Here is a 20,119-nt window from a genome sequence, read left to right on the forward strand (position 1 = left end):
AAGATATGGCACGTTCATTAAAAAAAGGACCTTTCGTTCATTATAAGTTAGACAAGAAAGTTCAGGAAAACATCGCAGGTGGAAATAAAGGAGTAGTTAAGACATGGTCTAGAGCTTCTATGATTACTCCAGACTTTGTTGGGCAAACTATCGCAGTTCATAACGGTCGTCAATTTGTACCAGTTTACGTAACAGAAAACATGGTAGGTCACAAATTAGGAGAATTTTCACCAACTAGATCTTTTAGAGGTCATGCTGGAGCAAAAAATAAAGGTAAAAAATAAGAAGCAATGGGAGTTCGTAAAAGAGAAACAGCAGATGCGAGAAAAGAGGCTAATAAGTCTATTGCTTTCGCAAAATTGAATAACTGCCCTACTTCACCTAGAAAAATGCGCTTAGTAGCGGACTTGGTAAGAGGTCAGAAGGTAGAAAGAGCACTAAACATCTTAAGATTTAGTTCTAAAGAAGCTTCAAGAAAATTAGAAAAATTGGTTTTATCTGTAATTGCCAACTGGCAAGCAAAAAACCCTGACGCTAATATGGAAGAAGCGGGTTTATTTGTTAAAACGATTACAGTAGATGGTGGAATGATGTTGAAAAGACTTCGTCCAGCTCCACAAGGTCGTGCGCACAGAATTAGAAAACGTTCTAATCACGTAACAATCGTGCTTGGATCTATTAATAACACACAAGCAATTTAATACAAGATGGGACAAAAGACAAATCCAATTGGAAATAGACTTGGTATCATCAGAGGATGGGACTCAAACTGGTATGGTGGAAATGATTATGGTGATAAACTTGCCGAAGATCACAAAATCAGAAAGTATATCCATGCTCGTTTATCAAAAGCTAGTGTATCAAAAGTAATCATCGAGAGAACTTTAAAACTTGTAACCGTTACTATCACTACTGCAAGACCTGGTATTATTATTGGGAAAGGTGGACAAGAGGTAGACAAGTTGAAAGAAGAACTTAAGAAAATTACTGACAAAGAGGTTCAAATCAACATCTTTGAAATCAAAAGACCTGAGCTTGACGCGTATCTAGTTGCTACAAGCATCTGTCGTCAAATCGAAAGCAGAATTTCTTACAGACGTGCAATCAAAATGGCTATTGCTGCTTCTATGCGTATGAACGCGGAAGGTATCAAAGTTTTGATTTCTGGTCGTTTGAATGGTGCGGAGATGGCTCGTTCAGAAGGTTTCAAAGAAGGTAGAATTCCTCTATCAACTTTCAGAGCTGATATTGATTATGCGCTTGCAGAAGCTCATACTACTTATGGTAGAATGGGAATCAAAGTGTGGATCATGAAGGGTGAAGTTTATGGAAAGAGAGATCTTTCTCCGCTTGCAGGAATGGATAAAAAACAATCCGGAACTGGTGGTGGTAAAGGTGGCGATTCTCCTAGAGGAGACAGAAAGCCTTTTAATAAAGGTGGAAAACCAGACGCTCGTAAAAGAAAGTAAATTTTTAAACTAAAGAAAAATGTTACAGCCTAAAAGAACAAAATACCGTAAGGTACAAAAGGGTAAAATGAAAGGAAATTCTCAAAGAGGACATGAACTTTCTAATGGAATGTTTGGTATTAAATCTGTACATGAAGATGGAATGTTCTTAACCTCTCGTCAAATCGAAGCTGCGCGTATTGCTGCAACTCGTTTTATGAAAAGAGAAGGACAATTATGGATCAAAATATTTCCAGACAAACCTATCACTAAGAAACCTCTTGAGGTACGTATGGGTAAAGGAAAAGGTGCAGTTGAGTATTGGGCTGCCGTTGTTAAACCCGGAAGAATTATGTTTGAAGTTGGAGGAGTACCTTTGTCAGTTGCAAAAGAGGCGTTACGTCTTGCAGCTCAAAAGCTTCCAGTAAAAACTAAATTTGTCGTTGCTAGAGATTTCGAAGCATAATTTATATTATATTATGAAACAATCAGAAATAAAAGATCTTTCTGCAGCGGAGTTGCAAGAGAAACTTAGTCAGACTAAGAAGGCATATGCCGACCTAAAAATGGCTCACGCTATTTCTCCAATTGAGAACCCACTTCAAATTAGAAGTGTAAGAAGAACAGTTGCAAGATTAGCTACGGAACTTACTAAAAGAGAGTTGCAATAATTGTAATCTGCTGAAAGATGGAAGAAAAAAGAAATTTAAGAAAAGAAAGAGTTGGTGTTGTTACTTCGGACAAAATGGATAAGTCTATTGTTGTTGCTGAAGTGCGTAAAGTTAAACACCCATTATACGGTAAGTTCGTGTTGAAAACTAAAAAGTATCACGCACACGACGAAAAGAACGACTGCAACATTGGAGATACTGTAAGGATTAGCGAAACGCGTCCTATGAGTAAAACAAAATGTTGGAGGTTAGTTGAAATCCTAGAAAGAGCTAAATAATTATGGTACAACAAGAATCAAGACTAAAAGTAGCAGATAACACTGGAGCAAAGGAAGTTTTAACTATCCGTGTTTTAGGAGGTACCAAAAGAAGGTATGCCTCTGTTGGTGACAAGATTGTAGTTTCTATCAAAGATACTGCTCCTAACGGAAGCGTTAAAAAAGGAGCTGTTTCAACTGCAGTTGTTGTACGTACCAAAAAAGAAGTGAGAAGAGCCGATGGTTCATACATTAGATTTGATGACAACGCATGTGTGTTATTAAATGCTGCTGGTGAAATGAGAGGAACTCGTGTTTTTGGTCCGGTAGCAAGAGAACTTCGTGAAAAACAATTCATGAAAATTGTATCATTAGCACCAGAAGTGCTTTAATTCGTTTTAAGATGATAAAGCTAAAAATAAAATCAGGTGACATCGTAAGAGTAATTGCTGGAGACCATAAAGGTGCTGAAGGTAAAGTATTACGTGTTTACCGTGAGAAAAACAAAGCGATTGTTGAAGGTGTAAACATGGTTTCAAAACATACGAAACCTAGTGCAAAAAGCCCTCAAGGTGGTATCGTAAAGAAAGAAGCTTCTATACAAATATCTAATATTTCTTTAATTGATCCTAAAACTAAGGAAACAACTAGAGTTGGTATTAGAGTAGAAGGAGATAAGAAAGTAAGATTTTCAAAAAAATCTAATCAAGTACTATAGTAATGGCGTATATACCTAGACTAAAAGAAGAATATAAGAGCAGAGTAATTGCTGCTCTTAAAGAGGAATTCGGATACGTAAACGTAATGCAAGTTCCAAAATTGGAAAAAATCGTTTTAAGTAAAGGAGTTGGTGCAGCTGTATCTGATAAAAAACTAATCGACTATGCGGTTGATGAGTTAACAAAGATCACTGGACAGAAAGCAGTATCTACAATTTCTAAGAAAGACGTTGCGTCATTCAAATTGAGAAAAGGGATGCCGATTGGAGCAAAAGTTACTTTGCGTGGAGAAAGAATGTATGAGTTTTTAGATAGACTTATTACTTCAGCTTTACCACGTGTAAGAGATTTCAGTGGTATTAAAGCTACTGGTTTTGACGGAAGAGGAAATTACAACCTTGGAGTTTTGGAACAAATCATTTTCCCGGAAATTGATATTGATAAAGTAAACAAAATTTCAGGAATGGATATCTCTTTTGTAACTAGTGCAAAAACAGATAAAGAAGCAAAGTCTCTATTGACAGAATTAGGATTACCTTTTAAAAAGAATTAAGACATGGCTAAAGAATCAATGAAAGCCCGCGAGGTTAAGAGAGAAAAAACAGTAGCTAAGTATGCTGAGAAAAGAAAAGCTTTGTTAGAAGCTGGAGATTTCGTAGGTTTGCAAAAGTTACCAAAAAATGCTTCGCCAGTTCGTTTACACAATCGTTGTAAATTAACAGGTAGACCAAGAGGGTATATGCGTCAATTCGGTCTTTCACGTGTTACATTTCGTGAAATGGCAAATAACGGATTGATACCTGGTGTTAAAAAAGCATCTTGGTAAGACGTAATTTATTGCGTCCTGATACAGACATTACTTACGTTTTGTCTGTATCATAAACATTTATAAATTGGTTTCAGGTTCGACAAATAGTTTGTTGAAAACCAAAACCGCAAATTAATACACATGTATACAGATCCTATTGCTGATTATTTGACAAGAGTTCGTAACGCTGTGGCTGCAAACCACAAAGTTGTTGAAATTCCTGCATCTAATCTAAAAAAAGAAATAACTAAGATCTTATTTGATCAAGGTTATATCTTGAGTTACAAATTTGAAGACAACGCTGTTCAGGGTTCAATCAAAATTGCTTTGAAGTATGATAAAGATACTAAAGAGTCAGTAATTAAAGATATCCAAAGAATTAGTAAACCAGGTTTACGTAAATATTCAAGTTCTTCAACTATTCCAAGAATCCTTAATGGATTAGGAATTGCTATTGTTTCTACATCAAAAGGTTTGATGACAGGAAAGAAAGCCAGACAGTTAAATGTTGGTGGTGAAGTAATTTGTTACGTATACTAATTTAAAGACTATATAAGATGTCAAGAATAGGTAAAAGTCCGGTTGTAATCCCTGCTGGTGTAACTGTTGAAGTTGCAAATGGTATTATTACAGTAAAAGGAAAAAATGGTCAACTAACTCAGGAGTTTTCGGACGTTACTGTTACAGTTGAAGATGGTCAAGTTCAAGTTGACAGATCGTCTGATCACAAAGACCAAAGAGCAAAACATGGTTTGTACAGATCTTTAATCAATAACATGATTATCGGTGTGACAGATGGTTTTACTAAGTCATTAGAATTGGTAGGAGTTGGTTATAGAGCTTCAAATCAAGGACAAAAATTAGATTTAGCACTTGGTTATTCGCACAATATTGTTTTAGAAATTGCTCCAGAAGTTGTTTTGGAAACTATTTCAGAAAAAGGGAAAAACCCAATTGTGAAATTAACATCATTTGACAAACAACTTTTAGGTCAGGTAGCAGCGAAAATCAGAGGTTTTCGTAAGCCAGAGCCGTACAAAGGAAAAGGTGTTAAATTTGTAGGTGAAGTATTAAGAAGAAAAGCAGGTAAATCAGCTTAAAAAATAAGATTATGTCATTAACAAAACCTGAAAGAAGACAAAGAATTAGATTCAGAATTAGAAAAAGTATTAGTGGTACTGCTACTAATCCAAGACTATCTGTATTTAGAAGTAACAAAGAAATTTACGCTCAACTTATTGATGATGTAAACGGAGTTACTTTATTGGCGGCTTCTTCAAGAGAAAAAGAAATAGGTAACGGTACGAACATTGAAGTTGCTACAGCGGTTGGAAAACTAATTGCTGAAAAAGCTTTAAAAGCTGGGATAGATGTAATAACTTTCGATAGAGGAGGTTATTTATATCACGGTCGTATTAAATCATTAGCGGAAGGCGCAAGAGCGGCTGGACTTAAATTCTAATATAGTATGTCTAATAGTAAATACAAGAATGTAGAGTTAGTAAAACCTAGTGGTCTTGAATTAAAAGATCGTTTGGTAAGTGTAAATCGTGTTACTAAGGTTACAAAGGGAGGTAGAGCTTTTGGTTTTTCTGCTATTGTAGTTGTAGGTGATGAAAATGGAGTGGTTGGACACGGATTAGGAAAATCTAAAGATGTTTCTGAAGCAATTGCGAAAGCAGTGGAAGATGCTAAGAAAAATTTAGTAAAAATTCCTTTGAATGGTAAATCAGTTCCTCACGAACAAAAAGGTAAATTTGGTGGTGCACGTGTATTCTTAATTCCTGCCTCTCATGGTACAGGAGTTATTGCTGGTGGAGCTGTTCGTTCAGTTCTTGAATCAGTTGGAATTCATGATGTATTATCTAAATCTCAAGGATCTTCAAATCCTCACAACGTAGTAAAAGCAACTTTTGATGCTTTATTACAAATGAGAAGTGCTTATACTGTTGCAAAACAAAGAGGCGTTTCTTTAGAAAAAGTTTTTAAAGGTTAATTCAAGGAAATTATGGCTAAAGTATTAGTAAAACAAATTAGAAGCAAAATCAACTGTCCTCTTTCACAAAAGAGAGGATTAGAAGCTTTAGGTCTACGTAAAATGGGACAAGTTGTAGAGCATGATTCAAACCCTACAATCCTTGGGATGATAAATAAAGTTAAACACTTAGTTTCTGTTGAAGAAGCTAAATAACAAATACTGTTATGAATTTAAGTAACTTACAACCTGCTGAAGGTTCTACACACAATCAAAATAAAAGATTAGGTAGAGGAGAAGGTTCTGGAAAAGGTGGTACTTCTGCAAGAGGTCACAAAGGAGCAAAATCTCGTTCTGGTTATTCTAAAAAGATTGGTTTTGAAGGTGGTCAAATGCCGCTTCAAAGACGTGTGCCTAAGTTTGGTTTCACAAACATCAATCGTAAAGAATACGAAGGTGTTAATCTAGATACACTTCAATTATTAGTTGATAATGGTGTGATAACAGATGCTGTTGATATGACAGTTTATGTTGCTAATCGTTTGGCTACTAAAAATGAAATCGTTAAGATTTTAGGAAGAGGAGAATTGACAGCGAAATTAAAAGTAACTGCTCACAAATTTACTGCTACTGCAAAAGCTGCTATTGAAGCTGCTGGTGGAGAAGCTGTAACAATATAATTTTTCTATTAAGATGAAGAAATTTATTGAATCATTAAGTAATGTTTGGAAAATTGAGGAACTTAAAAATAGAATCCTAATCACTTTAGGTCTTCTTTTAGTTTATCGTTTTGGAGCACACGTTACGCTTCCTGGAATTGATGCAACTCAATTAAACAGTTTAGCTGGTCAAACCAAAAATGGTATTGGATCTATTCTAGATATGTTTACTGGAGGTGCTTTCTCTAAAGCTTCGGTTTTTGCTTTAGGTATAATGCCATATATTTCTGCATCTATTGTTGTTCAGTTAATGGGAATTGCGATTCCATATTTACAAAAGCTTCAAAGTGACGGTGAAAGTGGTAGAAAAAAGATTAATCAAATTACCCGTTGGTTGACAATTGGTATTACCCTGGTCCAAGGTCCAACGTACATTTATAATTTGTATAGAACTTTACCTAGTAGTGCTTTTTTGTTAGGATTTGATTCATTTGAATTCTTATTTTCTTCAGTGATTATCTTAGTTACAGGGACGGTATTCGCCATGTGGTTAGGGGAAAAAATTACTGATAAAGGTATTGGTAACGGTATATCATTGTTGATTATGGTTGGTATTTTGGCTAGATTCCCTCAGGCTTTTATTCAAGAGTTTACAACCAGAGTTACTAATAATAATGGTGGACCAATGTTATTGGTTATTGAAATTATCATTTGGTTATTGGTTATTATTGCGTGTGTATTGCTTGTTATGGCAGTTCGAAAAATACCTGTTCAGTACGCTCGTCGTACTTCTTCAGGCGATTACGAACAAGACTTAATGGGTGGTAATAGACAATGGATTCCATTGAAGCTTAATGCTTCTGGAGTTATGCCTATTATTTTTGCTCAGGCAATTATGTTTATTCCTGCTGCTGTAGCAGGTTTATCCAAATCAGATGCATCACAATCGATTGTTGGCGCTTTTAGTAATATGTTTGGGTTTTGGTATAATTTTGTTTTTGCAACTTTAATTGTTGTATTTACTTTCTTTTACACTGCAATCACGGTTCCTACTAATAAGATGTCTGACGATTTAAAGAGAAGTGGCGGTTTTATTCCCGGTGTTAGACCTGGAGTTGAAACTTCTGATTTTCTTGACAAAGTGATGTCTTTAATAACTTTTCCAGGATCTTTATTTCTTGCCTTGATCGCTGTGTTCCCAGCAATTGTTGTAAGTCTTATGGATGTTCAACAATCTTGGGCAATGTTTTTTGGAGGAACTTCATTAATAATTATGGTTGGTGTTGCCATAGATACAATTCAACAAATCAATTCATATTTGTTAAACAAACATTATGACGGTTTAATGAAGAGTGGTAAAAATAGAAAAGCAGTAGCTTAACTTATGGCAAAACAATCAGCAATAGAACAAGACGGTTCCATCATTGAAGCATTATCAAATGCGATGTTCCGTGTAGAGTTAGAAAATGGACATATTGTAATCGCCCATATTTCTGGAAAAATGCGTATGCATTACATCAAATTATTACCTGGTGATAAAGTGAAACTAGAAATGAGCCCTTACGATTTGTCAAAAGCAAGAATTACTTATAGATATTAAAGGATATTCAAAATGAAAGTTAGAGCTTCAGTAAAAAAGAGAAGTCCCGAGTGCAAAATTGTGCGAAGAAAAGGGAGATTGTACGTAATAAACAAAAAGAATCCTAGATTTAAACAAAGACAAGGATAGTTATGGCAAGAATAGCAGGGGTAGATATCCCAAAAAATAAGAGAGGTGTTATAGCACTAACCTACATCTTCGGATTAGGAAGTAGTAGAGCTATTGAGATTTTAGCAAAAGCTCAAGTTAGCCAAGATAAAAAAGTTCAAGACTGGAATGATGATGAGATCGGAGCAATTCGTGAAGCAGTATCAACTTTCAAAATTGAAGGAGAATTACGTTCTGAAGTTTCTTTGAACATCAAACGTTTAATGGATATTGGATGTTATAGAGGTATCCGTCATAGAACTGGTCTTCCTTTAAGAGGACAAAGAACTAAAAACAACTCTAGAACAAGAAAAGGTAAGAGAAAAACTGTTGCCAACAAGAAAAAAGCAACTAAATAATAAGTAATATGGCTAAAGCAACTGCAAAAAAACGTAAAGTTATCGTTGAATCAACGGGAGAAGCTCATATTTCTGCTACTTTTAACAATATCATCATTTCTTTGACTAACAAAAAAGGTGAAGTTATTTCTTGGTCTTCAGCTGGTAAAATGGGTTTTAGAGGTTCTAAAAAGAACACTCCATACGCAGCCCAAATGGCAGCAGAAGATTGTAGTAAAGTAGCTCTTGAAGCTGGACTTAAAAAAGTAAAGGTTTATGTAAAAGGACCAGGAAACGGACGTGAGTCTGCTATTCGTTCTTTGCATAACGGTGGAATTGAAGTGACTGAGATTATCGATGTTACTCCAATGCCTCACAATGGATGTCGTCCTCCTAAAAGACGTAGAGTATAATACTCAAAATAATTATAGTATAACATAGGTAGAATATAGATTATCGGAGGATATGACCTGAATTCATAATCTCTACCTTAAATTTTTTAAAATGGCAAGATATACTGGTCCAAAAACCAAAATCGCTCGTAAATTTGGCGAAGCAATTTTCGGAGACGATAAAGCTTTCGAAAAAAGAAATTACCCACCTGGACAACACGGGATGGCTAAAAAAAGAGGAAAAAAATCTGAATATGCAGTCCAGTTAATGGAAAAGCAAAAAGCTAAATATTCTTACGGAATATTAGAAAAACAATTCAGAAACTTATTCGAAAAAGCATCAGCAACCAAAGGTGTTACTGGTGAAGTTCTTTTGCAATTGTGTGAAGCAAGATTAGACAACGTTGTTTTTAGAATGGGTATTGCTCCTTCTAGACGTGGTGCTCGTCAAATCGTATCACACAGACATGTTACTGTAAACGGAGAAAATGTAAATATTCCTTCTTACCACTTGAAACCAGGTGATGTAGTAGGTGTTCGTGAAAAATCTAAATCATTAGAAGCTATCGAACGTTCTTTATCAAATTCAAGTCATGTTTATGAATGGATTACTTGGAATAACGAAACTAAATCAGGTACTTTTGTTACTGTTCCTGCTAGACTTCAAATTCCAGAAAACATCAAAGAACAATTAATCGTAGAGTTGTACAACAAATAATAATTGACTTAGTCGAAATTTATGGCAATATTTAATTTTCAGAAGCCCGATAAAGTTATCATGATCGATTCAACCGATTTTGAAGGTAAATTCGAATTTAGACCTTTAGAACCTGGTTACGGATTGACCGTTGGTAATGCACTTAGAAGAGTTTTGCTTTCAGCATTAGAAGGTTATGCAATAACATCTGTTCGCATTGAAGGTGTAGATCATGAGTTTTCTACTATTTCAGGAGTTGTTGAAGACGTTACCGAAATTATTCTTAATCTAAAACAAGTACGTTTCAAACGTCAAATTGAAGATATAGATAATGAATCAGTTACTATTTCTGTTTCAGGTAAAGATCAATTGACAGCTGGTGATTTTCAAAAATTTATTTCAGGTTTCCAAGTTTTGAATCCAGAACTAGTTATCTGTAATTTAGACAGTAAAATCAAACTTAATTTCGATTTAACTATCGAAAAAGGTAGAGGATATGTTCCTGCTGAAGAGAACAAAAAACAGAATGCTGCAATTGGAACTATTTTTACAGATTCAATTTTTACTCCGGTAAAAAATGTAAAATATGCCATTGAAAACTTCCGTGTTGAGCAAAAAACAGATTATGAAAAATTAGTTTTTGAAATAAAAACTGATGGTTCGATCAATCCAAAAGATGCTCTTACTGAAGCTGCAAAAGTTTTAATTCACCATTTCATGTTATTCTCTGACGAAAGAATTACACTCGAGGCTGACGAAATTGCACAAACAGAATCTTATGACGAAGAGTCATTACACATGAGACAATTGCTTAAAACTAAGCTTGTTGATATGGATCTTTCTGTAAGAGCATTAAATTGTTTGAAAGCGGCTGAAGTTGATACACTTGGTGATTTAGTATCGTTCAATAAAAATGACCTAATGAAATTCCGTAATTTTGGTAAAAAATCTTTAACTGAACTTGATGAACTTGTTGCAGTTAAAAATTTAAACTTCGGTATGGATTTAGCAAAATACAAACTAGATAAAGAATAATCTAATCCGCCTTGGCGGATTAAATTTCATAAAGCAATGAGACACGGAAAAAAATTCAATCACTTAAGCAGACAGACTGCACATAGAAAATCTATGTTAGCTAATATGGCTTGTTCTCTTATCGAGCACAAACGTATTAACACTACTGTTGCTAAAGCAAAAGCGCTTAAACAATTTGTTGAGCCTTTAATAACAAAATCAAAAGCTGATACTACTCACAATCGTCGTATCGTTTTTGGATACTTACGTAGCAAATATGCGGTAACTGACTTGTTCAGAGACGTTGCTGCTAAAGTAGGAGACCGTCCAGGTGGATACACTCGTATCATTAAAGTTGGAAATCGTTTAGGAGATAATGCTGATATGGCAATGATCGAATTAGTAGATTTCAATGAACTTTACAATGGTGGTAAAAAAGAAGTTAAAAAAGCAAAAAGCCGTCGTGGTGGTAAAGCTAAGAAAGACGAAGCTACTGAAGCTCCAGCTGCTGAGACTGAAACAACTACAGAGACTGCTGAATAGTTATGAAAATAATCATTCAATAAAAATCAAGGATAAGCTAGTACTAGTTTATCCTTTTTTTTTGATTTTTTTTAATTTGAGAAGCACAAATTACATAGTAGAATGAAGTTTTGACCTGCTTTTCGTTAAATCTTTTTTGTAATTCTGCTTTCGTTCGAATGACAAGAAAAAGCATAACGCTTCAAATGAAGTTCACTGACTGTTATGAAATAGGGACTAAGTGAAGTAATCAGGGTTAGTTGACTTTTGTTTTTCAATAAGAAATTTCAAAAAGACATGATGTTTAATTCAAAATCTGTATTTCTTTAATCCTTGTGTTTTTATGTTTAAAATTTAAATTTTAAAAACGTTGCATTCATTGCTTTAAAGAATTAAATTTGCACAATATTTAACTACACATGAAACGAGTTTTGCAAGTTACATGACTATTAAAAAAATAATAGAATTCAACGAATGAAATATACAACACGACAAAAAGCAATTCTTCTATTAAGTGACGGAACCATATTCCATGGTAAATCTATTGGAATCAGTGGGACTACTTTTGGGGAAGTTTGTTTTAACACAGGAATGACAGGTTACCAAGAAATATTCACTGACCCTTCTTATTTTGGTCAATTGATGGTAGCCACCAATGCACATATTGGAAATTATGGAGTAAACGATTCGGAAGTTGAATCAAAAAGTATTAAAATCTCAGGTTTAGTTTGTAAAAACTTTAGCTTCAATTATTCTCGTGAAGGTGCTTCCGGGAGTTTGGAAGACTATTTTATTAAACAAAACCTTATCTGTATATCTGATGTAGATACACGTGCACTGGTAAGTTACATACGTGACAATGGTGCCATGAATGCTGTAATTTGTACAGATGATACATCAATTGAAGAGCTAAAAATTGCATTGGCAAAAGTTCCGGATATGAAAGGATTAGAATTAGCTTCTAAAGTATCTACTACTGAACCTTATTTCTTTGGTGATGAAAATGCAACCTATAAAATTTCTGCACTTGATTTAGGAATTAAAATGAATATCCTTCGTAATTTGGCCAGAAGAGATTGCTATATCAAAGTATTTCCTTTTGATTCAACTTACCAAGATTTAGCTGCATTTAATCCAGATGGCTATTTTTTATCAAATGGACCTGGTGATCCTGAGCCTCTTTTGGGTGCTATTCAAGTAGCAAAAGAAATTCTTGAAAACGACAAGCCATTATTCGGAATCTGTCTTGGACACCAAGTAATTGGTCTTGCAAATGGAATTTCAACGTATAAAATGTTTAATGGACACAGAGGAATAAACCATCCCGTAAAAAACATCATTACTGGAAAAGGGGAAATTACTTCTCAAAATCATGGTTTTGCCGTTAATAAAGAAGAGTTGGACAATCATCCTGATTTGGAGATTACACATCTTCATTTAAACGATGGAACAGTTGCAGGTATGCGAATGAAAAATAAAAATTGTTTCTCAGTTCAATACCATCCGGAAGCAAGTCCTGGGCCACATGATTCCTCTTATTTATTCGATCAATTTATTGAAAATATAAAAGGCTAGCGTTTTAGTAGTATTTATTTATGCTCAGGTTTTATAAAAAAAAGGGTTTGACTTTTAATTAAGTCAAACCCTTTTTTTATAAAATAATGTAAACTACATGCCGAAAGGATAGGTTTCCGGAATTTGATAACCATCTGGTTTAATGTGTATCGGATGCAATGCGCTTGATTCGTCAATAAAAATAAAGGCATCATATCTTTCTGGTAATATTGTGGAAACATAATTCCGGTACGTAGGAAGAGGCTCGTGCATAAGATTGTCCCTCATCTTTGTTGTAGGGTTCAAAACATTTCATGGCTGTTTTTGCAACTGCTAATGTTTTTGGATCATTTTTTTCTAAGTATTCAATGATGGAATTCATTGATTCTCTGAAACTATAAACATCCAAACCATAAAATCCGATTCGCTTATCAGGGGATAAATCTTCGTTATAAACCTTAAGCCAATCTATGAATGCAGCAGTCTCCCAGTTAGCACACATCCATGTTGGCCATCTATTAAATTCATCTAAGACGCTTAAGATGTCTTTTCCGGAATTTAAATATCCTTTTGCATACCGATTTAAACGATAGCAATCTGGCCAATCGCCTTCCACACCTACAAAAGAAAAGCCTTTTTTCCTTTATTAGTCGTTGTGTAATTTTAGCTCTCCAGACATAATATTCATGTGTTCCGTGAGAGGCTTCGCCTAAAAGAACATATTTTGCATCTCCAATGTAACTGATTAATGGATCTAAATCTGCGGGATTTTCTAGGGGAGAAGACGTTTTGTTCAATAATGCTATAATTTCACTAGAATTAATTAAATTGTTACGGTTTTTTAAAGCGTTCACCACGTTTTTATTTTTTTTAATTTATAGTTGAATAATGAAAAATTCGAATTAAAAAATATACGAAATAAAGGGTGTTTTTAATTTAAAAAAAATGAATATAAAGTTAATCTATATTATTGATAATGAAGTTATTTTTGATTTATTTTTTGGCTTTAATTAATTAGTTTTAGTTTTAAAGAAGTCGTACTGAATTTTTGACAAAGTGGTGTAAATTGATTTGTTTTGATTTTAATGCAATGATTAAAAATAACAGATTATTTAAAAATAAATTTTTAAAATGGCTTGAATGTTTTGTTTGTGAAAAAATTATAACGTTTTCGTTAATAACATTCATTGTTTTCATTAAATCATTACGAAAGATAGAATATATTTGTATTTTTAAAATTAAAAATTTTAGTATATGAGTATAATTATCAAAATTCACGCAAGACAAATTTTCGATTCAAGAGGGAACCCTACAATAGAAGTAGATGTAATTACGGATAATGGTGTTTTAGGAAGAGCAGCTGTGCCGTCAGGAGCTTCAACTGGAGAACATGAAGCAGTTGAATTACGTGATGGAGGAAAAGCATTTCTTGGAAAAGGAGTTTTAAATGCTGTGAAAAATGTGAATACCATTATTTCTGAAGAGCTTGTAGGAGTTTCAGTTTTCGAACAAAATGTTATTGATCAAATGATGATCGATTTAGATGGTACTCCAAATAAATCGAATTTAGGCGCAAATGCAATTTTGGGAGTTTCTCTAGCTGTTGCAAAAGCTGCTGCGAATGAATTAGGTTTGCCTTTATACAGATACGTTGGTGGTGTTTCTGCCAACACATTGCCCGTTCCAATGATGAACATCATCAATGGAGGTTCTCATTCTGATGCGCCTATCGCGTTTCAGGAATTTATGATTTTCCCAGTGAAAGCAACTTCTTTTTCACATGCAATGCAAATGGGAACAGAGATTTTTCATAGTTTGAAAAAAGTATTACACGATAGAGGTCTTTCAACTGCTGTGGGTGATGAAGGTGGTTTTGCACCAAATCTTCCTGGAGGAACTGAAGATGCATTGGATACTATCAAAAAAGCAGTTGAAACTGCAGGGTATACTTTTGGAGATGAAATCATGATTGCTTTAGATTGCGCTGCAGCTGAGTTTTATGTAAATGGAAAATACGATTATACTAAATTTGAAGGCGAAACAGGTAAGATCAGATCTTCAGCAGAGCAAGTAGATTATTTAGCAGAATTAGTGGCTAAATATCCAATTATTTCTATCGAAGACGGTATGGATGAAAACGACTGGGATGGATGGAAATTGCTTACTGAAAAAATTGGAGATAAAGTACAATTAGTTGGAGATGATTTATTCGTTACCAATGTGACGCGTTTGGCTACAGGTATTGAAAAAGGAATCGCTAATTCAATTCTAGTAAAAGTGAACCAAATTGGTACTTTGACTGAAACTATTGCAGCCGTTAACATGGCTAAAAATGCAGGTTATACTTCAGTAATGTCACACCGTTCAGGAGAGACAGAAGATAACACCATTGCAGATTTAGCAGTAGCTTTAAATTGTGGTCAAATTAAAACAGGTTCGGCTTCTCGTTCAGATCGTATGGCGAAATACAATCAATTATTGAGAATTGAGGAAGAACTAGGAAATACAGCTTATTTTCCAGGTAAAAATGCTTTCAAAATAAAATAATTATCAGTATATATTTTTTTAAAGCCATTCGCGTAAAGTGAGTGGCTTTTTTTTTGATAGTTTTAACAATTTCATTGTGTGATTCATTTTTTAATTACTTTGAAATTCCCTAGATTTGATAAATTATTATTTTAAAAGTTTTATTTCCAATTATATTATGTCAAAAACAGCAACATTAGAAATTGATGGTAAAAAATTTGAATTTCCTATTACTGTAGGAACTGAAAATGAAGTTGCGATCGATATTAACAAATTACGTGATTTGTCGGGTGCAATTACTATTGATCCGGGTTACAAAAATTCAGGTTCTTGTAAAAGCGAAATTACTTTCCTTGATGGAGAGCTTGGAATTTTGCGTTATAGAGGGTATTCAATAGAAGATTTAGCTGAAAAGGCAGATTTTTTAGAAGTTTCTTATCTTTTAATTTTTGGAGAATTGCCAACTAAAGTTCAGTTAGAGCAATTTGAAAATGATATTAGAAAATATACTTTGGTTAACGAGGAAATGAAAAATATCATTGACGGTTTTCCAAAAACAGCTCATCCAATGGGTGTTTTAGCTGCTTTGACAAGTGCTTTGACAGCATTTAATCCAAAGTCAGTAAATGTTGAAAATGAAAAAGAGATGTATGAAGCAGTTTGTAAAACCATGGGTAAATTCTTGGTGATTGCAACTTGGACTTACAGAAAAAGTATGGGTTATCCTTTAAATTATTATGATAATACAAAAGGATATGTAGAAAACTTCATGTGTTTAATGTTTGAATTGCCAACGGAGCCTTATAAAGCGAATCCAGTTGTGATTGATGCATTAGACAGATTGTTTATTCTTCACGCGGATCATGAGCAAAATTGTTCTACATCAACCGTTAGAATGGTAGGTTCTTCTCATGCGGGATTATTTGCTTCAATATCTGCAGGAGTTTCTGCACTTTGGGGTCCTTTACATGGTGGAGCTAATCAAGCAGTACTTGAAATGCTAGAAGAAATTCACAAAAATGGTGGTGACGCTGAGAAATATATAGCTAAAGCCAAAGACAAAAATGATCCTTTCCGTTTGATGGGATTTGGTCACAGGGTATATAAAAATTTCGACCCAAGAGCCAAAATCATTAAAAAAGCAGCTAATGAAGTTTTATCAACTTTAGGAGTAGAAGACCCAATTCTAGCTATCGCTAAGAAACTGGAGGAATCGGCTTTAGAGGATGAATATTTCAAATCACGAAATTTATATCCAAATGTAGATTTCTATTCTGGAATTATTTACCGAGCATTAGGAATTCCTACGGATATGTTTACTGTGATGTTCGCCATCGGTCGTTTACCGGGTTGGATTGCACAATGGAAAGAAATGCGCGAAAATAAAGAACCTATTGGAAGACCAAGACAGATATATACAGGTAGTCCATTGAGAGGCTTTATTTCGTCTGAGAAAAGATAAATTTCGATTAAAAAGCTTCACTAATTTGTGGAGCTTTTTTTATATTTGTCAAAAGCAAAAATACATGCTAGCATTACATATAAAGAATGAAACTTCAAGATTGAGAGCTGTAGTTTTAGGCTCGGCGATTAATAATGGACCTACACCAAAGGCAGAAGAAGCTTATGATCCGAAATCATTAGAACATATTTTAGCGGGTACTTATCCTAAAGAATCAGACATGATTGCCGAAATGGAAGCTTTTAATAAAGTCCTCCAAAAATATAATGTGACAGTTTTTCGACCAGAAATGATAGCCAATTACAATCAGATATTTACCAGAGACATTGGTTTTGTTATTGATGATATTTTTATTAAATCTAATATATTGCCGGACAGAGAGCGAGAATTAGATGCGATACAATATGTTATTGATCAAATAGATCCCAAAAAAGTTGTTCGTCCTCCAGAGGAAGTACACATTGAAGGAGGAGATGTTATTTTGTGGAATGATTATATATTTGTTGGAACTTACAAAGGGAGTGACTATAAAGATTATATTACCGCAAGAACGAATGTACAGGGAGTCCAATATATCAAAGATTTGTTTCCAAATAAAGTGGTTAAGGGATTTGATTTGGTAAAATCAAAAATTGAAGCCCGAGACAATGCTTTGCATTTAGACTGTTGTTTTCAGCCTGTTGGGAATGATAAAGGAATTATTTATAAAAGAGGATTCCGTGAAGAAGCGGATTATCTGTTTCTTATGAACCTTTTTGGAATAGAAAATTTGTTTCATATTACAAGAGACGAAATGTATCATATGAATTCTAATGTTTTTTCTATAGATAAGAATGTTGTAGTTTCCGAAAATAACTTTACCAGATTAAACAATTGGTTGCGGGCCAATGGGTTTGTGGTAGAAGAAATTCCATATGCACAAATTGCAAAACAAGAAGGGTTATTACGATGTTCCTCCTTACCTTTAATTAGAGATTAATTTTTCTGTAGAGACGCACAGTACAGAAGCGCTGCAGCGGGTTTTTAGAAAAAAATAAAAAAAATAAAAAATGAAACAAGCAACAAATTCCATATTGATGATTCGCCCGGTGGCGTTTCGAATGAATGAACAAACGACAGTAAACAATTATTATCAAAAAGTATTAGACGGGCTTTTGCCAGCAACAGTAAATGCCAAAGCACAACAGGAATTTGATGCTTTTGTTGCCAAATTAACAGCTGTTGGCGTTGATGTTACAGTTATTGATGACACTTCAAATCCAGATACCCCGGATAGTATATTTCCAAACAATTGGGTTTCTTTTCATGAGAATGGGGATGTAGCTTTATATCCTATGTTTGCCGAAAATCGTCGTGAGGAACGCCGTGAAGATATTTTAGATATTCTCGAAGATAAAGGTTTTGTAATCAATAATATAATGGATTATACATCGGCTGAGGAAGATGGTTTTTTCTTGGAAGGGACAGGGAGTTTAGTGCTGGATAGAGCGAATAGCAAAGCGTATTGCGCTTTGTCTCCTAGAGCTGATGAAGAATTATTTATCGAATTCTGTGAAGATTTTGATTATGCACCAGTAATTTTTGAAGCTTTTCAAACCATTGATTCAGAGCGAAAATTGATTTATCATACCAATGTAATGATGTGCGTGGGAGAAACTTTTGCGGTGATTTGTTCTGATTGTATTGATGACAAAAAAGAACGCAAAATGGTTTTGGATAACTTAAAAGAAAACGGAAAAGAAATTATTTTGATTACCGAAGCTCAAATGAATAGTTTTGCAGGAAACATGCTGGAAGTTCGTGGAGCAAATGATAAAAAGCATTTGGTTATGAGTGCAGCAGCACATCATAGTTTAACCCCGAAACAGATTGAACAACTGGAAAATCACACCGAAATTTTAAGCTCCAATTTAGATACTATAGAAGCTTGTGGCGGCGGAAGTGCCAGGTGTATGATGGCAGAGATTTTCTTACCTAGAAATTAATTTTAAAACTCTGACAAGCTTCTCAGTTTGTCAGAGTTTAAAATTATTTGTTTTAGGTTAAGTTCCCTTTAATAATATTGATAATTGCACTTACAATATATTGAATCCCAATTGCAATTACGATAAAGCCAATGATTCTCGAAATAGCAACAATCCCTGATGCTCCTAGTATTTTTGCTAAATAATGGGCACTTCTAAGAATAATAAAAATAGCAACAGCTATAGCAAGAATGGCTAGTGAGGATATAATGATATCGCTTGTTGAGTTGTGTTCCTGATAAAATGCAATAAGTAATGAAATAGATCCAGGGCCAGCAAGCATTGGAATTGCTAAAGGAGTTAAGGCAATATCATTTCTTTTTTGAGCATCTGTTTCTATCTTTTTGTTAATCCCTCTTTTTTTATTGAATTTACCTGAAAGCAATGAAAATCCGGAGCTAACAATTATTAATCCTCCAGCAATTCGGAGTGCGTCAATGCTGATTCCAAAAAACAGCAAAACATATTGACCTATAAAAAAGGAGATTATCAGAATAGCAAAAACATTTATTGCCGTCCATAAGGAAATTCTGGAGCGTTCCTGTTTGGTGTCATCTTGTGTAAGTCCAACAAATATTGGAACGGTACCAATAGGATTTAATACTGAAAAAAGAGCAACAAACAAGTAGATGAAAAGATCCATAAATTTTCTAATTTAATGCTGTAAAATTACTCTTTTTTTTATCCTATGAAAGGTGCAAATGTTAGGATATTGTTTTAATTGCTTTTGTAACTAAACTTAATAATTCATAAACTCATGGCTCTTTTTGATTACTTTTGCAAAATATAATTACAGAAAATGATAAAAAATAAAAAAACACTGGTTCTTGGGGCTTCAACAAAACCGGTCAGATACTCCTTTTTAGCAATTGAAAAACTGGTTGACAAAGGGCATTCTGTTCTTGCGATTGGTCAAAATGCAGGTGAAGTAGCAGGAATTAAAATTCAGACTAAAGCGATTCCACTAAAAAACATAGATACGGTCACTCTTTATCTGAATCCTTTACGTCAACGCGATTACTACAATTATATTGTTGAGGCGCAACCAAAACGTGTTATTTTCAATCCAGGTACTGAGAATCCGGAGTTCTATCAATTGTTGAAATTAAATGATATCAAAGTCGAAATAGCGTGTACACTGGTTATGTTGGCAACAAATCAATATTAGTTTTTTTGGAGCTATTTAATTTGTCAGTTCGCTTCGCTGCTGTCCAGCTCTTCGCTATGTTTTTCCCGGCCTGAACTTGTTTAGAATCCTGAAATAAGTTCAGGCTGGGAAAGGATGTTGCTGTCTCTCGAAACTTCG

Annotated in this window: 31 protein-coding genes and 1 pseudogene; 30 read left to right on the forward strand and 2 right to left on the reverse strand. The window is 34.2% G+C overall.

What is annotated here, in order from left to right; translation table 11 throughout:
- The first annotated feature begins 5 nt into the window (after positions 1–5).
- The 25 genes from rpsS to carA all read left to right on the forward strand — a co-directional run bounded on the left by rpsS (position 6) and on the right by carA (position 12,822).
- On the forward strand, positions 6–284 hold the full coding sequence (rpsS, locus tag ACM55G_RS05350) for a 30S ribosomal protein S19 (RefSeq protein WP_007136562.1): 279 nt from the start codon (positions 6–8) through the stop codon (positions 282–284).
- A gap of 6 nt (positions 285–290) precedes the next feature.
- Positions 291–701 carry a 50S ribosomal protein L22 gene (gene rplV, locus ACM55G_RS05355; protein ID WP_007136561.1) on the forward strand — a complete coding sequence of 137 codons (411 nt, stop codon included), beginning with the start codon at positions 291–293 and terminating at the stop codon, positions 699–701.
- 6 nt (positions 702–707) lie between these two features.
- Positions 708–1,469, forward strand: a complete 762-nt coding sequence (gene rpsC, locus ACM55G_RS05360; RefSeq protein WP_039110223.1) for a 30S ribosomal protein S3 — start codon at positions 708–710, stop codon at positions 1,467–1,469.
- A 19-nt stretch (positions 1,470–1,488) separates the two neighbouring features.
- Entirely contained in the window at positions 1,489–1,914 is a 426-nt protein-coding gene (gene rplP / locus ACM55G_RS05365) for a 50S ribosomal protein L16 (protein ID WP_007803637.1), read from the forward strand.
- 13 nt (positions 1,915–1,927) lie between these two features.
- Positions 1,928–2,119, forward strand: coding sequence for a 50S ribosomal protein L29 (gene rpmC, locus ACM55G_RS05370; protein ID WP_035668115.1), 192 nt, complete (start codon positions 1,928–1,930; stop codon positions 2,117–2,119).
- A 17-nt stretch (positions 2,120–2,136) separates the two neighbouring features.
- A complete protein-coding gene (gene rpsQ, locus ACM55G_RS05375) occupies positions 2,137–2,397 on the forward strand; it encodes a 30S ribosomal protein S17 (protein ID WP_039110222.1) in 261 nt (86 codons plus the stop codon).
- 2 nt (positions 2,398–2,399) lie between these two features.
- The gene (gene rplN / locus ACM55G_RS05380) at positions 2,400–2,768 is read left to right on the forward strand and encodes a 50S ribosomal protein L14 (protein WP_026717863.1); all 369 of its coding nucleotides are present in this window, start codon (positions 2,400–2,402) and stop codon (positions 2,766–2,768) included.
- Between the two features lie 11 nt (positions 2,769–2,779).
- A complete protein-coding gene (gene rplX, locus ACM55G_RS05385) occupies positions 2,780–3,094 on the forward strand; it encodes a 50S ribosomal protein L24 (protein ID WP_035668111.1) in 315 nt (104 codons plus the stop codon).
- A gap of 2 nt (positions 3,095–3,096) precedes the next feature.
- The gene (gene rplE, locus ACM55G_RS05390) at positions 3,097–3,648 is read left to right on the forward strand and encodes a 50S ribosomal protein L5 (protein ID WP_091173704.1); all 552 of its coding nucleotides are present in this window, start codon (positions 3,097–3,099) and stop codon (positions 3,646–3,648) included.
- A gap of 3 nt (positions 3,649–3,651) precedes the next feature.
- On the forward strand, positions 3,652–3,921 hold the full coding sequence (gene rpsN / locus ACM55G_RS05395) for a 30S ribosomal protein S14 (protein WP_007136553.1): 270 nt from the start codon (positions 3,652–3,654) through the stop codon (positions 3,919–3,921).
- A 123-nt stretch (positions 3,922–4,044) separates the two neighbouring features.
- Positions 4,045–4,443 (forward strand): 30S ribosomal protein S8, encoded by a 399-nt coding sequence (gene rpsH / locus ACM55G_RS05400; RefSeq protein ID WP_035668108.1) that lies wholly within the window; start codon positions 4,045–4,047, stop codon positions 4,441–4,443.
- A gap of 17 nt (positions 4,444–4,460) precedes the next feature.
- Positions 4,461–5,003 carry a 50S ribosomal protein L6 gene (rplF, locus tag ACM55G_RS05405; RefSeq protein ID WP_416842884.1) on the forward strand — a complete coding sequence of 181 codons (543 nt, stop codon included), beginning with the start codon at positions 4,461–4,463 and terminating at the stop codon, positions 5,001–5,003.
- An 11-nt stretch (positions 5,004–5,014) separates the two neighbouring features.
- Positions 5,015–5,365, forward strand: a complete 351-nt coding sequence (rplR, locus tag ACM55G_RS05410) for a 50S ribosomal protein L18 (protein WP_416842885.1) — start codon at positions 5,015–5,017, stop codon at positions 5,363–5,365.
- Positions 5,366–5,371: 6 nt separating this feature from the next.
- Positions 5,372–5,899, forward strand: coding sequence for a 30S ribosomal protein S5 (gene rpsE / locus ACM55G_RS05415; protein ID WP_073210380.1), 528 nt, complete (start codon positions 5,372–5,374; stop codon positions 5,897–5,899).
- A gap of 12 nt (positions 5,900–5,911) precedes the next feature.
- The gene (gene rpmD / locus ACM55G_RS05420) at positions 5,912–6,094 is read left to right on the forward strand and encodes a 50S ribosomal protein L30 (protein ID WP_416842886.1); all 183 of its coding nucleotides are present in this window, start codon (positions 5,912–5,914) and stop codon (positions 6,092–6,094) included.
- An 11-nt stretch (positions 6,095–6,105) separates the two neighbouring features.
- The gene (gene rplO / locus ACM55G_RS05425; protein ID WP_416842887.1) at positions 6,106–6,558 is read left to right on the forward strand and encodes a 50S ribosomal protein L15; all 453 of its coding nucleotides are present in this window, start codon (positions 6,106–6,108) and stop codon (positions 6,556–6,558) included.
- A gap of 13 nt (positions 6,559–6,571) precedes the next feature.
- Positions 6,572–7,918 carry a preprotein translocase subunit SecY gene (secY, locus tag ACM55G_RS05430; RefSeq protein WP_416842888.1) on the forward strand — a complete coding sequence of 449 codons (1,347 nt, stop codon included), beginning with the start codon at positions 6,572–6,574 and terminating at the stop codon, positions 7,916–7,918.
- Between the two features lie 3 nt (positions 7,919–7,921).
- Positions 7,922–8,137 carry a translation initiation factor IF-1 gene (gene infA / locus ACM55G_RS05435; RefSeq protein WP_007136545.1) on the forward strand — a complete coding sequence of 72 codons (216 nt, stop codon included), beginning with the start codon at positions 7,922–7,924 and terminating at the stop codon, positions 8,135–8,137.
- Positions 8,138–8,149: 12 nt separating this feature from the next.
- Positions 8,150–8,266, forward strand: coding sequence for a type B 50S ribosomal protein L36 (gene ykgO, locus ACM55G_RS05440; protein ID WP_008992256.1), 117 nt, complete (start codon positions 8,150–8,152; stop codon positions 8,264–8,266).
- 2 nt (positions 8,267–8,268) lie between these two features.
- On the forward strand, positions 8,269–8,643 hold the full coding sequence (gene rpsM / locus ACM55G_RS05445; RefSeq protein ID WP_416842889.1) for a 30S ribosomal protein S13: 375 nt from the start codon (positions 8,269–8,271) through the stop codon (positions 8,641–8,643).
- 8 nt (positions 8,644–8,651) lie between these two features.
- Positions 8,652–9,035, forward strand: coding sequence for a 30S ribosomal protein S11 (gene rpsK, locus ACM55G_RS05450; protein WP_024981527.1), 384 nt, complete (start codon positions 8,652–8,654; stop codon positions 9,033–9,035).
- A gap of 91 nt (positions 9,036–9,126) precedes the next feature.
- Positions 9,127–9,732 (forward strand): 30S ribosomal protein S4, encoded by a 606-nt coding sequence (gene rpsD / locus ACM55G_RS05455; protein WP_039110215.1) that lies wholly within the window; start codon positions 9,127–9,129, stop codon positions 9,730–9,732.
- Positions 9,733–9,753: 21 nt separating this feature from the next.
- On the forward strand, positions 9,754–10,746 hold the full coding sequence (locus tag ACM55G_RS05460) for a DNA-directed RNA polymerase subunit alpha (protein ID WP_039110214.1): 993 nt from the start codon (positions 9,754–9,756) through the stop codon (positions 10,744–10,746).
- 36 nt (positions 10,747–10,782) lie between these two features.
- Positions 10,783–11,268, forward strand: a complete 486-nt coding sequence (gene rplQ, locus ACM55G_RS05465; RefSeq protein ID WP_416842890.1) for a 50S ribosomal protein L17 — start codon at positions 10,783–10,785, stop codon at positions 11,266–11,268.
- Positions 11,269–11,721: 453 nt separating this feature from the next.
- Positions 11,722–12,822 (forward strand): glutamine-hydrolyzing carbamoyl-phosphate synthase small subunit, encoded by a 1,101-nt coding sequence (gene carA / locus ACM55G_RS05470; protein WP_416842891.1) that lies wholly within the window; start codon positions 11,722–11,724, stop codon positions 12,820–12,822.
- A 190-nt stretch (positions 12,823–13,012) separates the two neighbouring features.
- Here carA and ACM55G_RS05475 read toward each other — a convergent pair.
- A pseudogene (locus tag ACM55G_RS05475) lies at positions 13,013–13,429 on the reverse strand (erythromycin esterase family protein); the annotation flags it as partial.
- Positions 13,430–14,055: 626 nt separating this feature from the next.
- Here ACM55G_RS05475 and eno point away from each other — a divergent pair.
- The 4 genes from eno to ctlX all read left to right on the forward strand — a co-directional run bounded on the left by eno (position 14,056) and on the right by ctlX (position 18,774).
- Positions 14,056–15,348: a phosphopyruvate hydratase gene (gene eno / locus ACM55G_RS05480; RefSeq protein ID WP_416842892.1), complete on the forward strand. Its 1,293-nt coding sequence runs from the start codon at positions 14,056–14,058 to the stop codon at positions 15,346–15,348.
- Between the two features lie 157 nt (positions 15,349–15,505).
- The gene (locus ACM55G_RS05485; protein WP_416842893.1) at positions 15,506–16,789 is read left to right on the forward strand and encodes a citrate synthase; all 1,284 of its coding nucleotides are present in this window, start codon (positions 15,506–15,508) and stop codon (positions 16,787–16,789) included.
- Between the two features lie 64 nt (positions 16,790–16,853).
- Positions 16,854–17,768: a dimethylarginine dimethylaminohydrolase family protein gene (locus ACM55G_RS05490; RefSeq protein WP_416842894.1), complete on the forward strand. Its 915-nt coding sequence runs from the start codon at positions 16,854–16,856 to the stop codon at positions 17,766–17,768.
- 70 nt (positions 17,769–17,838) lie between these two features.
- Positions 17,839–18,774 (forward strand): citrulline utilization hydrolase CtlX, encoded by a 936-nt coding sequence (ctlX, locus tag ACM55G_RS05495; RefSeq protein ID WP_416842895.1) that lies wholly within the window; start codon positions 17,839–17,841, stop codon positions 18,772–18,774.
- A 52-nt stretch (positions 18,775–18,826) separates the two neighbouring features.
- Here ctlX and ACM55G_RS05500 read toward each other — a convergent pair whose 3' ends face one another.
- Complete coding sequence (locus ACM55G_RS05500; RefSeq protein WP_416842896.1) at positions 18,827–19,456, reverse strand: MarC family NAAT transporter; 630 nt, start codon at positions 19,454–19,456, stop codon at positions 18,827–18,829.
- Positions 19,457–19,615: 159 nt separating this feature from the next.
- On the opposite strand from ACM55G_RS05500, the gene ACM55G_RS05505 reads away from it, so the two are divergent.
- Positions 19,616–19,981, forward strand: coding sequence for a CoA-binding protein (locus ACM55G_RS05505; protein ID WP_416843194.1), 366 nt, complete (start codon positions 19,616–19,618; stop codon positions 19,979–19,981).
- Positions 19,982–20,119 lie beyond the last annotated feature (138 nt).

It is taken from the genome of Flavobacterium algoriphilum, assembly GCF_048158655.1.
Classification (GTDB): domain Bacteria; phylum Bacteroidota; class Bacteroidia; order Flavobacteriales; family Flavobacteriaceae; genus Flavobacterium; species Flavobacterium algoriphilum.

Bases quoted from the DNA above. Each gene is read 5' to 3' on its own strand.
- rpsS (WP_007136562.1), top strand. From the start codon at position 6: ATGGCACGTTCATTAAAAAAAGGACCTTTCGTTCATTATAAGTTAGAC.
- rplV (WP_007136561.1), top strand. From the start codon at position 291: ATGGGAGTTCGTAAAAGAGAAACAGCAGATGCGAGAAAAGAGGCTAAT.
- rpsC (WP_039110223.1), top strand. From the start codon at position 708: ATGGGACAAAAGACAAATCCAATTGGAAATAGACTTGGTATCATCAGA.
- rplP (WP_007803637.1), top strand. From the start codon at position 1,489: ATGTTACAGCCTAAAAGAACAAAATACCGTAAGGTACAAAAGGGTAAA.
- rpmC (WP_035668115.1), top strand. From the start codon at position 1,928: ATGAAACAATCAGAAATAAAAGATCTTTCTGCAGCGGAGTTGCAAGAG.
- rpsQ (WP_039110222.1), top strand. From the start codon at position 2,137: ATGGAAGAAAAAAGAAATTTAAGAAAAGAAAGAGTTGGTGTTGTTACT.
- rplN (WP_026717863.1), top strand. From the start codon at position 2,400: ATGGTACAACAAGAATCAAGACTAAAAGTAGCAGATAACACTGGAGCA.
- rplX (WP_035668111.1), top strand. From the start codon at position 2,780: ATGATAAAGCTAAAAATAAAATCAGGTGACATCGTAAGAGTAATTGCT.
- rplE (WP_091173704.1), top strand. From the start codon at position 3,097: ATGGCGTATATACCTAGACTAAAAGAAGAATATAAGAGCAGAGTAATT.
- rpsN (WP_007136553.1), top strand. From the start codon at position 3,652: ATGGCTAAAGAATCAATGAAAGCCCGCGAGGTTAAGAGAGAAAAAACA.
- rpsH (WP_035668108.1), top strand. From the start codon at position 4,045: ATGTATACAGATCCTATTGCTGATTATTTGACAAGAGTTCGTAACGCT.
- rplF (WP_416842884.1), top strand. From the start codon at position 4,461: ATGTCAAGAATAGGTAAAAGTCCGGTTGTAATCCCTGCTGGTGTAACT.
- rplR (WP_416842885.1), top strand. From the start codon at position 5,015: ATGTCATTAACAAAACCTGAAAGAAGACAAAGAATTAGATTCAGAATT.
- rpsE (WP_073210380.1), top strand. From the start codon at position 5,372: ATGTCTAATAGTAAATACAAGAATGTAGAGTTAGTAAAACCTAGTGGT.
- rpmD (WP_416842886.1), top strand. From the start codon at position 5,912: ATGGCTAAAGTATTAGTAAAACAAATTAGAAGCAAAATCAACTGTCCT.
- rplO (WP_416842887.1), top strand. From the start codon at position 6,106: ATGAATTTAAGTAACTTACAACCTGCTGAAGGTTCTACACACAATCAA.
- secY (WP_416842888.1), top strand. From the start codon at position 6,572: ATGAAGAAATTTATTGAATCATTAAGTAATGTTTGGAAAATTGAGGAA.
- infA (WP_007136545.1), top strand. From the start codon at position 7,922: ATGGCAAAACAATCAGCAATAGAACAAGACGGTTCCATCATTGAAGCA.
- ykgO (WP_008992256.1), top strand. From the start codon at position 8,150: ATGAAAGTTAGAGCTTCAGTAAAAAAGAGAAGTCCCGAGTGCAAAATT.
- rpsM (WP_416842889.1), top strand. From the start codon at position 8,269: ATGGCAAGAATAGCAGGGGTAGATATCCCAAAAAATAAGAGAGGTGTT.
- rpsK (WP_024981527.1), top strand. From the start codon at position 8,652: ATGGCTAAAGCAACTGCAAAAAAACGTAAAGTTATCGTTGAATCAACG.
- rpsD (WP_039110215.1), top strand. From the start codon at position 9,127: ATGGCAAGATATACTGGTCCAAAAACCAAAATCGCTCGTAAATTTGGC.
- ACM55G_RS05460 (WP_039110214.1), top strand. From the start codon at position 9,754: ATGGCAATATTTAATTTTCAGAAGCCCGATAAAGTTATCATGATCGAT.
- rplQ (WP_416842890.1), top strand. From the start codon at position 10,783: ATGAGACACGGAAAAAAATTCAATCACTTAAGCAGACAGACTGCACAT.
- carA (WP_416842891.1), top strand. From the start codon at position 11,722: ATGAAATATACAACACGACAAAAAGCAATTCTTCTATTAAGTGACGGA.
- eno (WP_416842892.1), top strand. From the start codon at position 14,056: ATGAGTATAATTATCAAAATTCACGCAAGACAAATTTTCGATTCAAGA.
- ACM55G_RS05485 (WP_416842893.1), top strand. From the start codon at position 15,506: ATGTCAAAAACAGCAACATTAGAAATTGATGGTAAAAAATTTGAATTT.
- ACM55G_RS05490 (WP_416842894.1), top strand. From the start codon at position 16,854: ATGCTAGCATTACATATAAAGAATGAAACTTCAAGATTGAGAGCTGTA.
- ctlX (WP_416842895.1), top strand. From the start codon at position 17,839: ATGAAACAAGCAACAAATTCCATATTGATGATTCGCCCGGTGGCGTTT.
- ACM55G_RS05500 (WP_416842896.1), bottom strand. From the start codon at position 19,456: ATGGATCTTTTCATCTACTTGTTTGTTGCTCTTTTTTCAGTATTAAAT.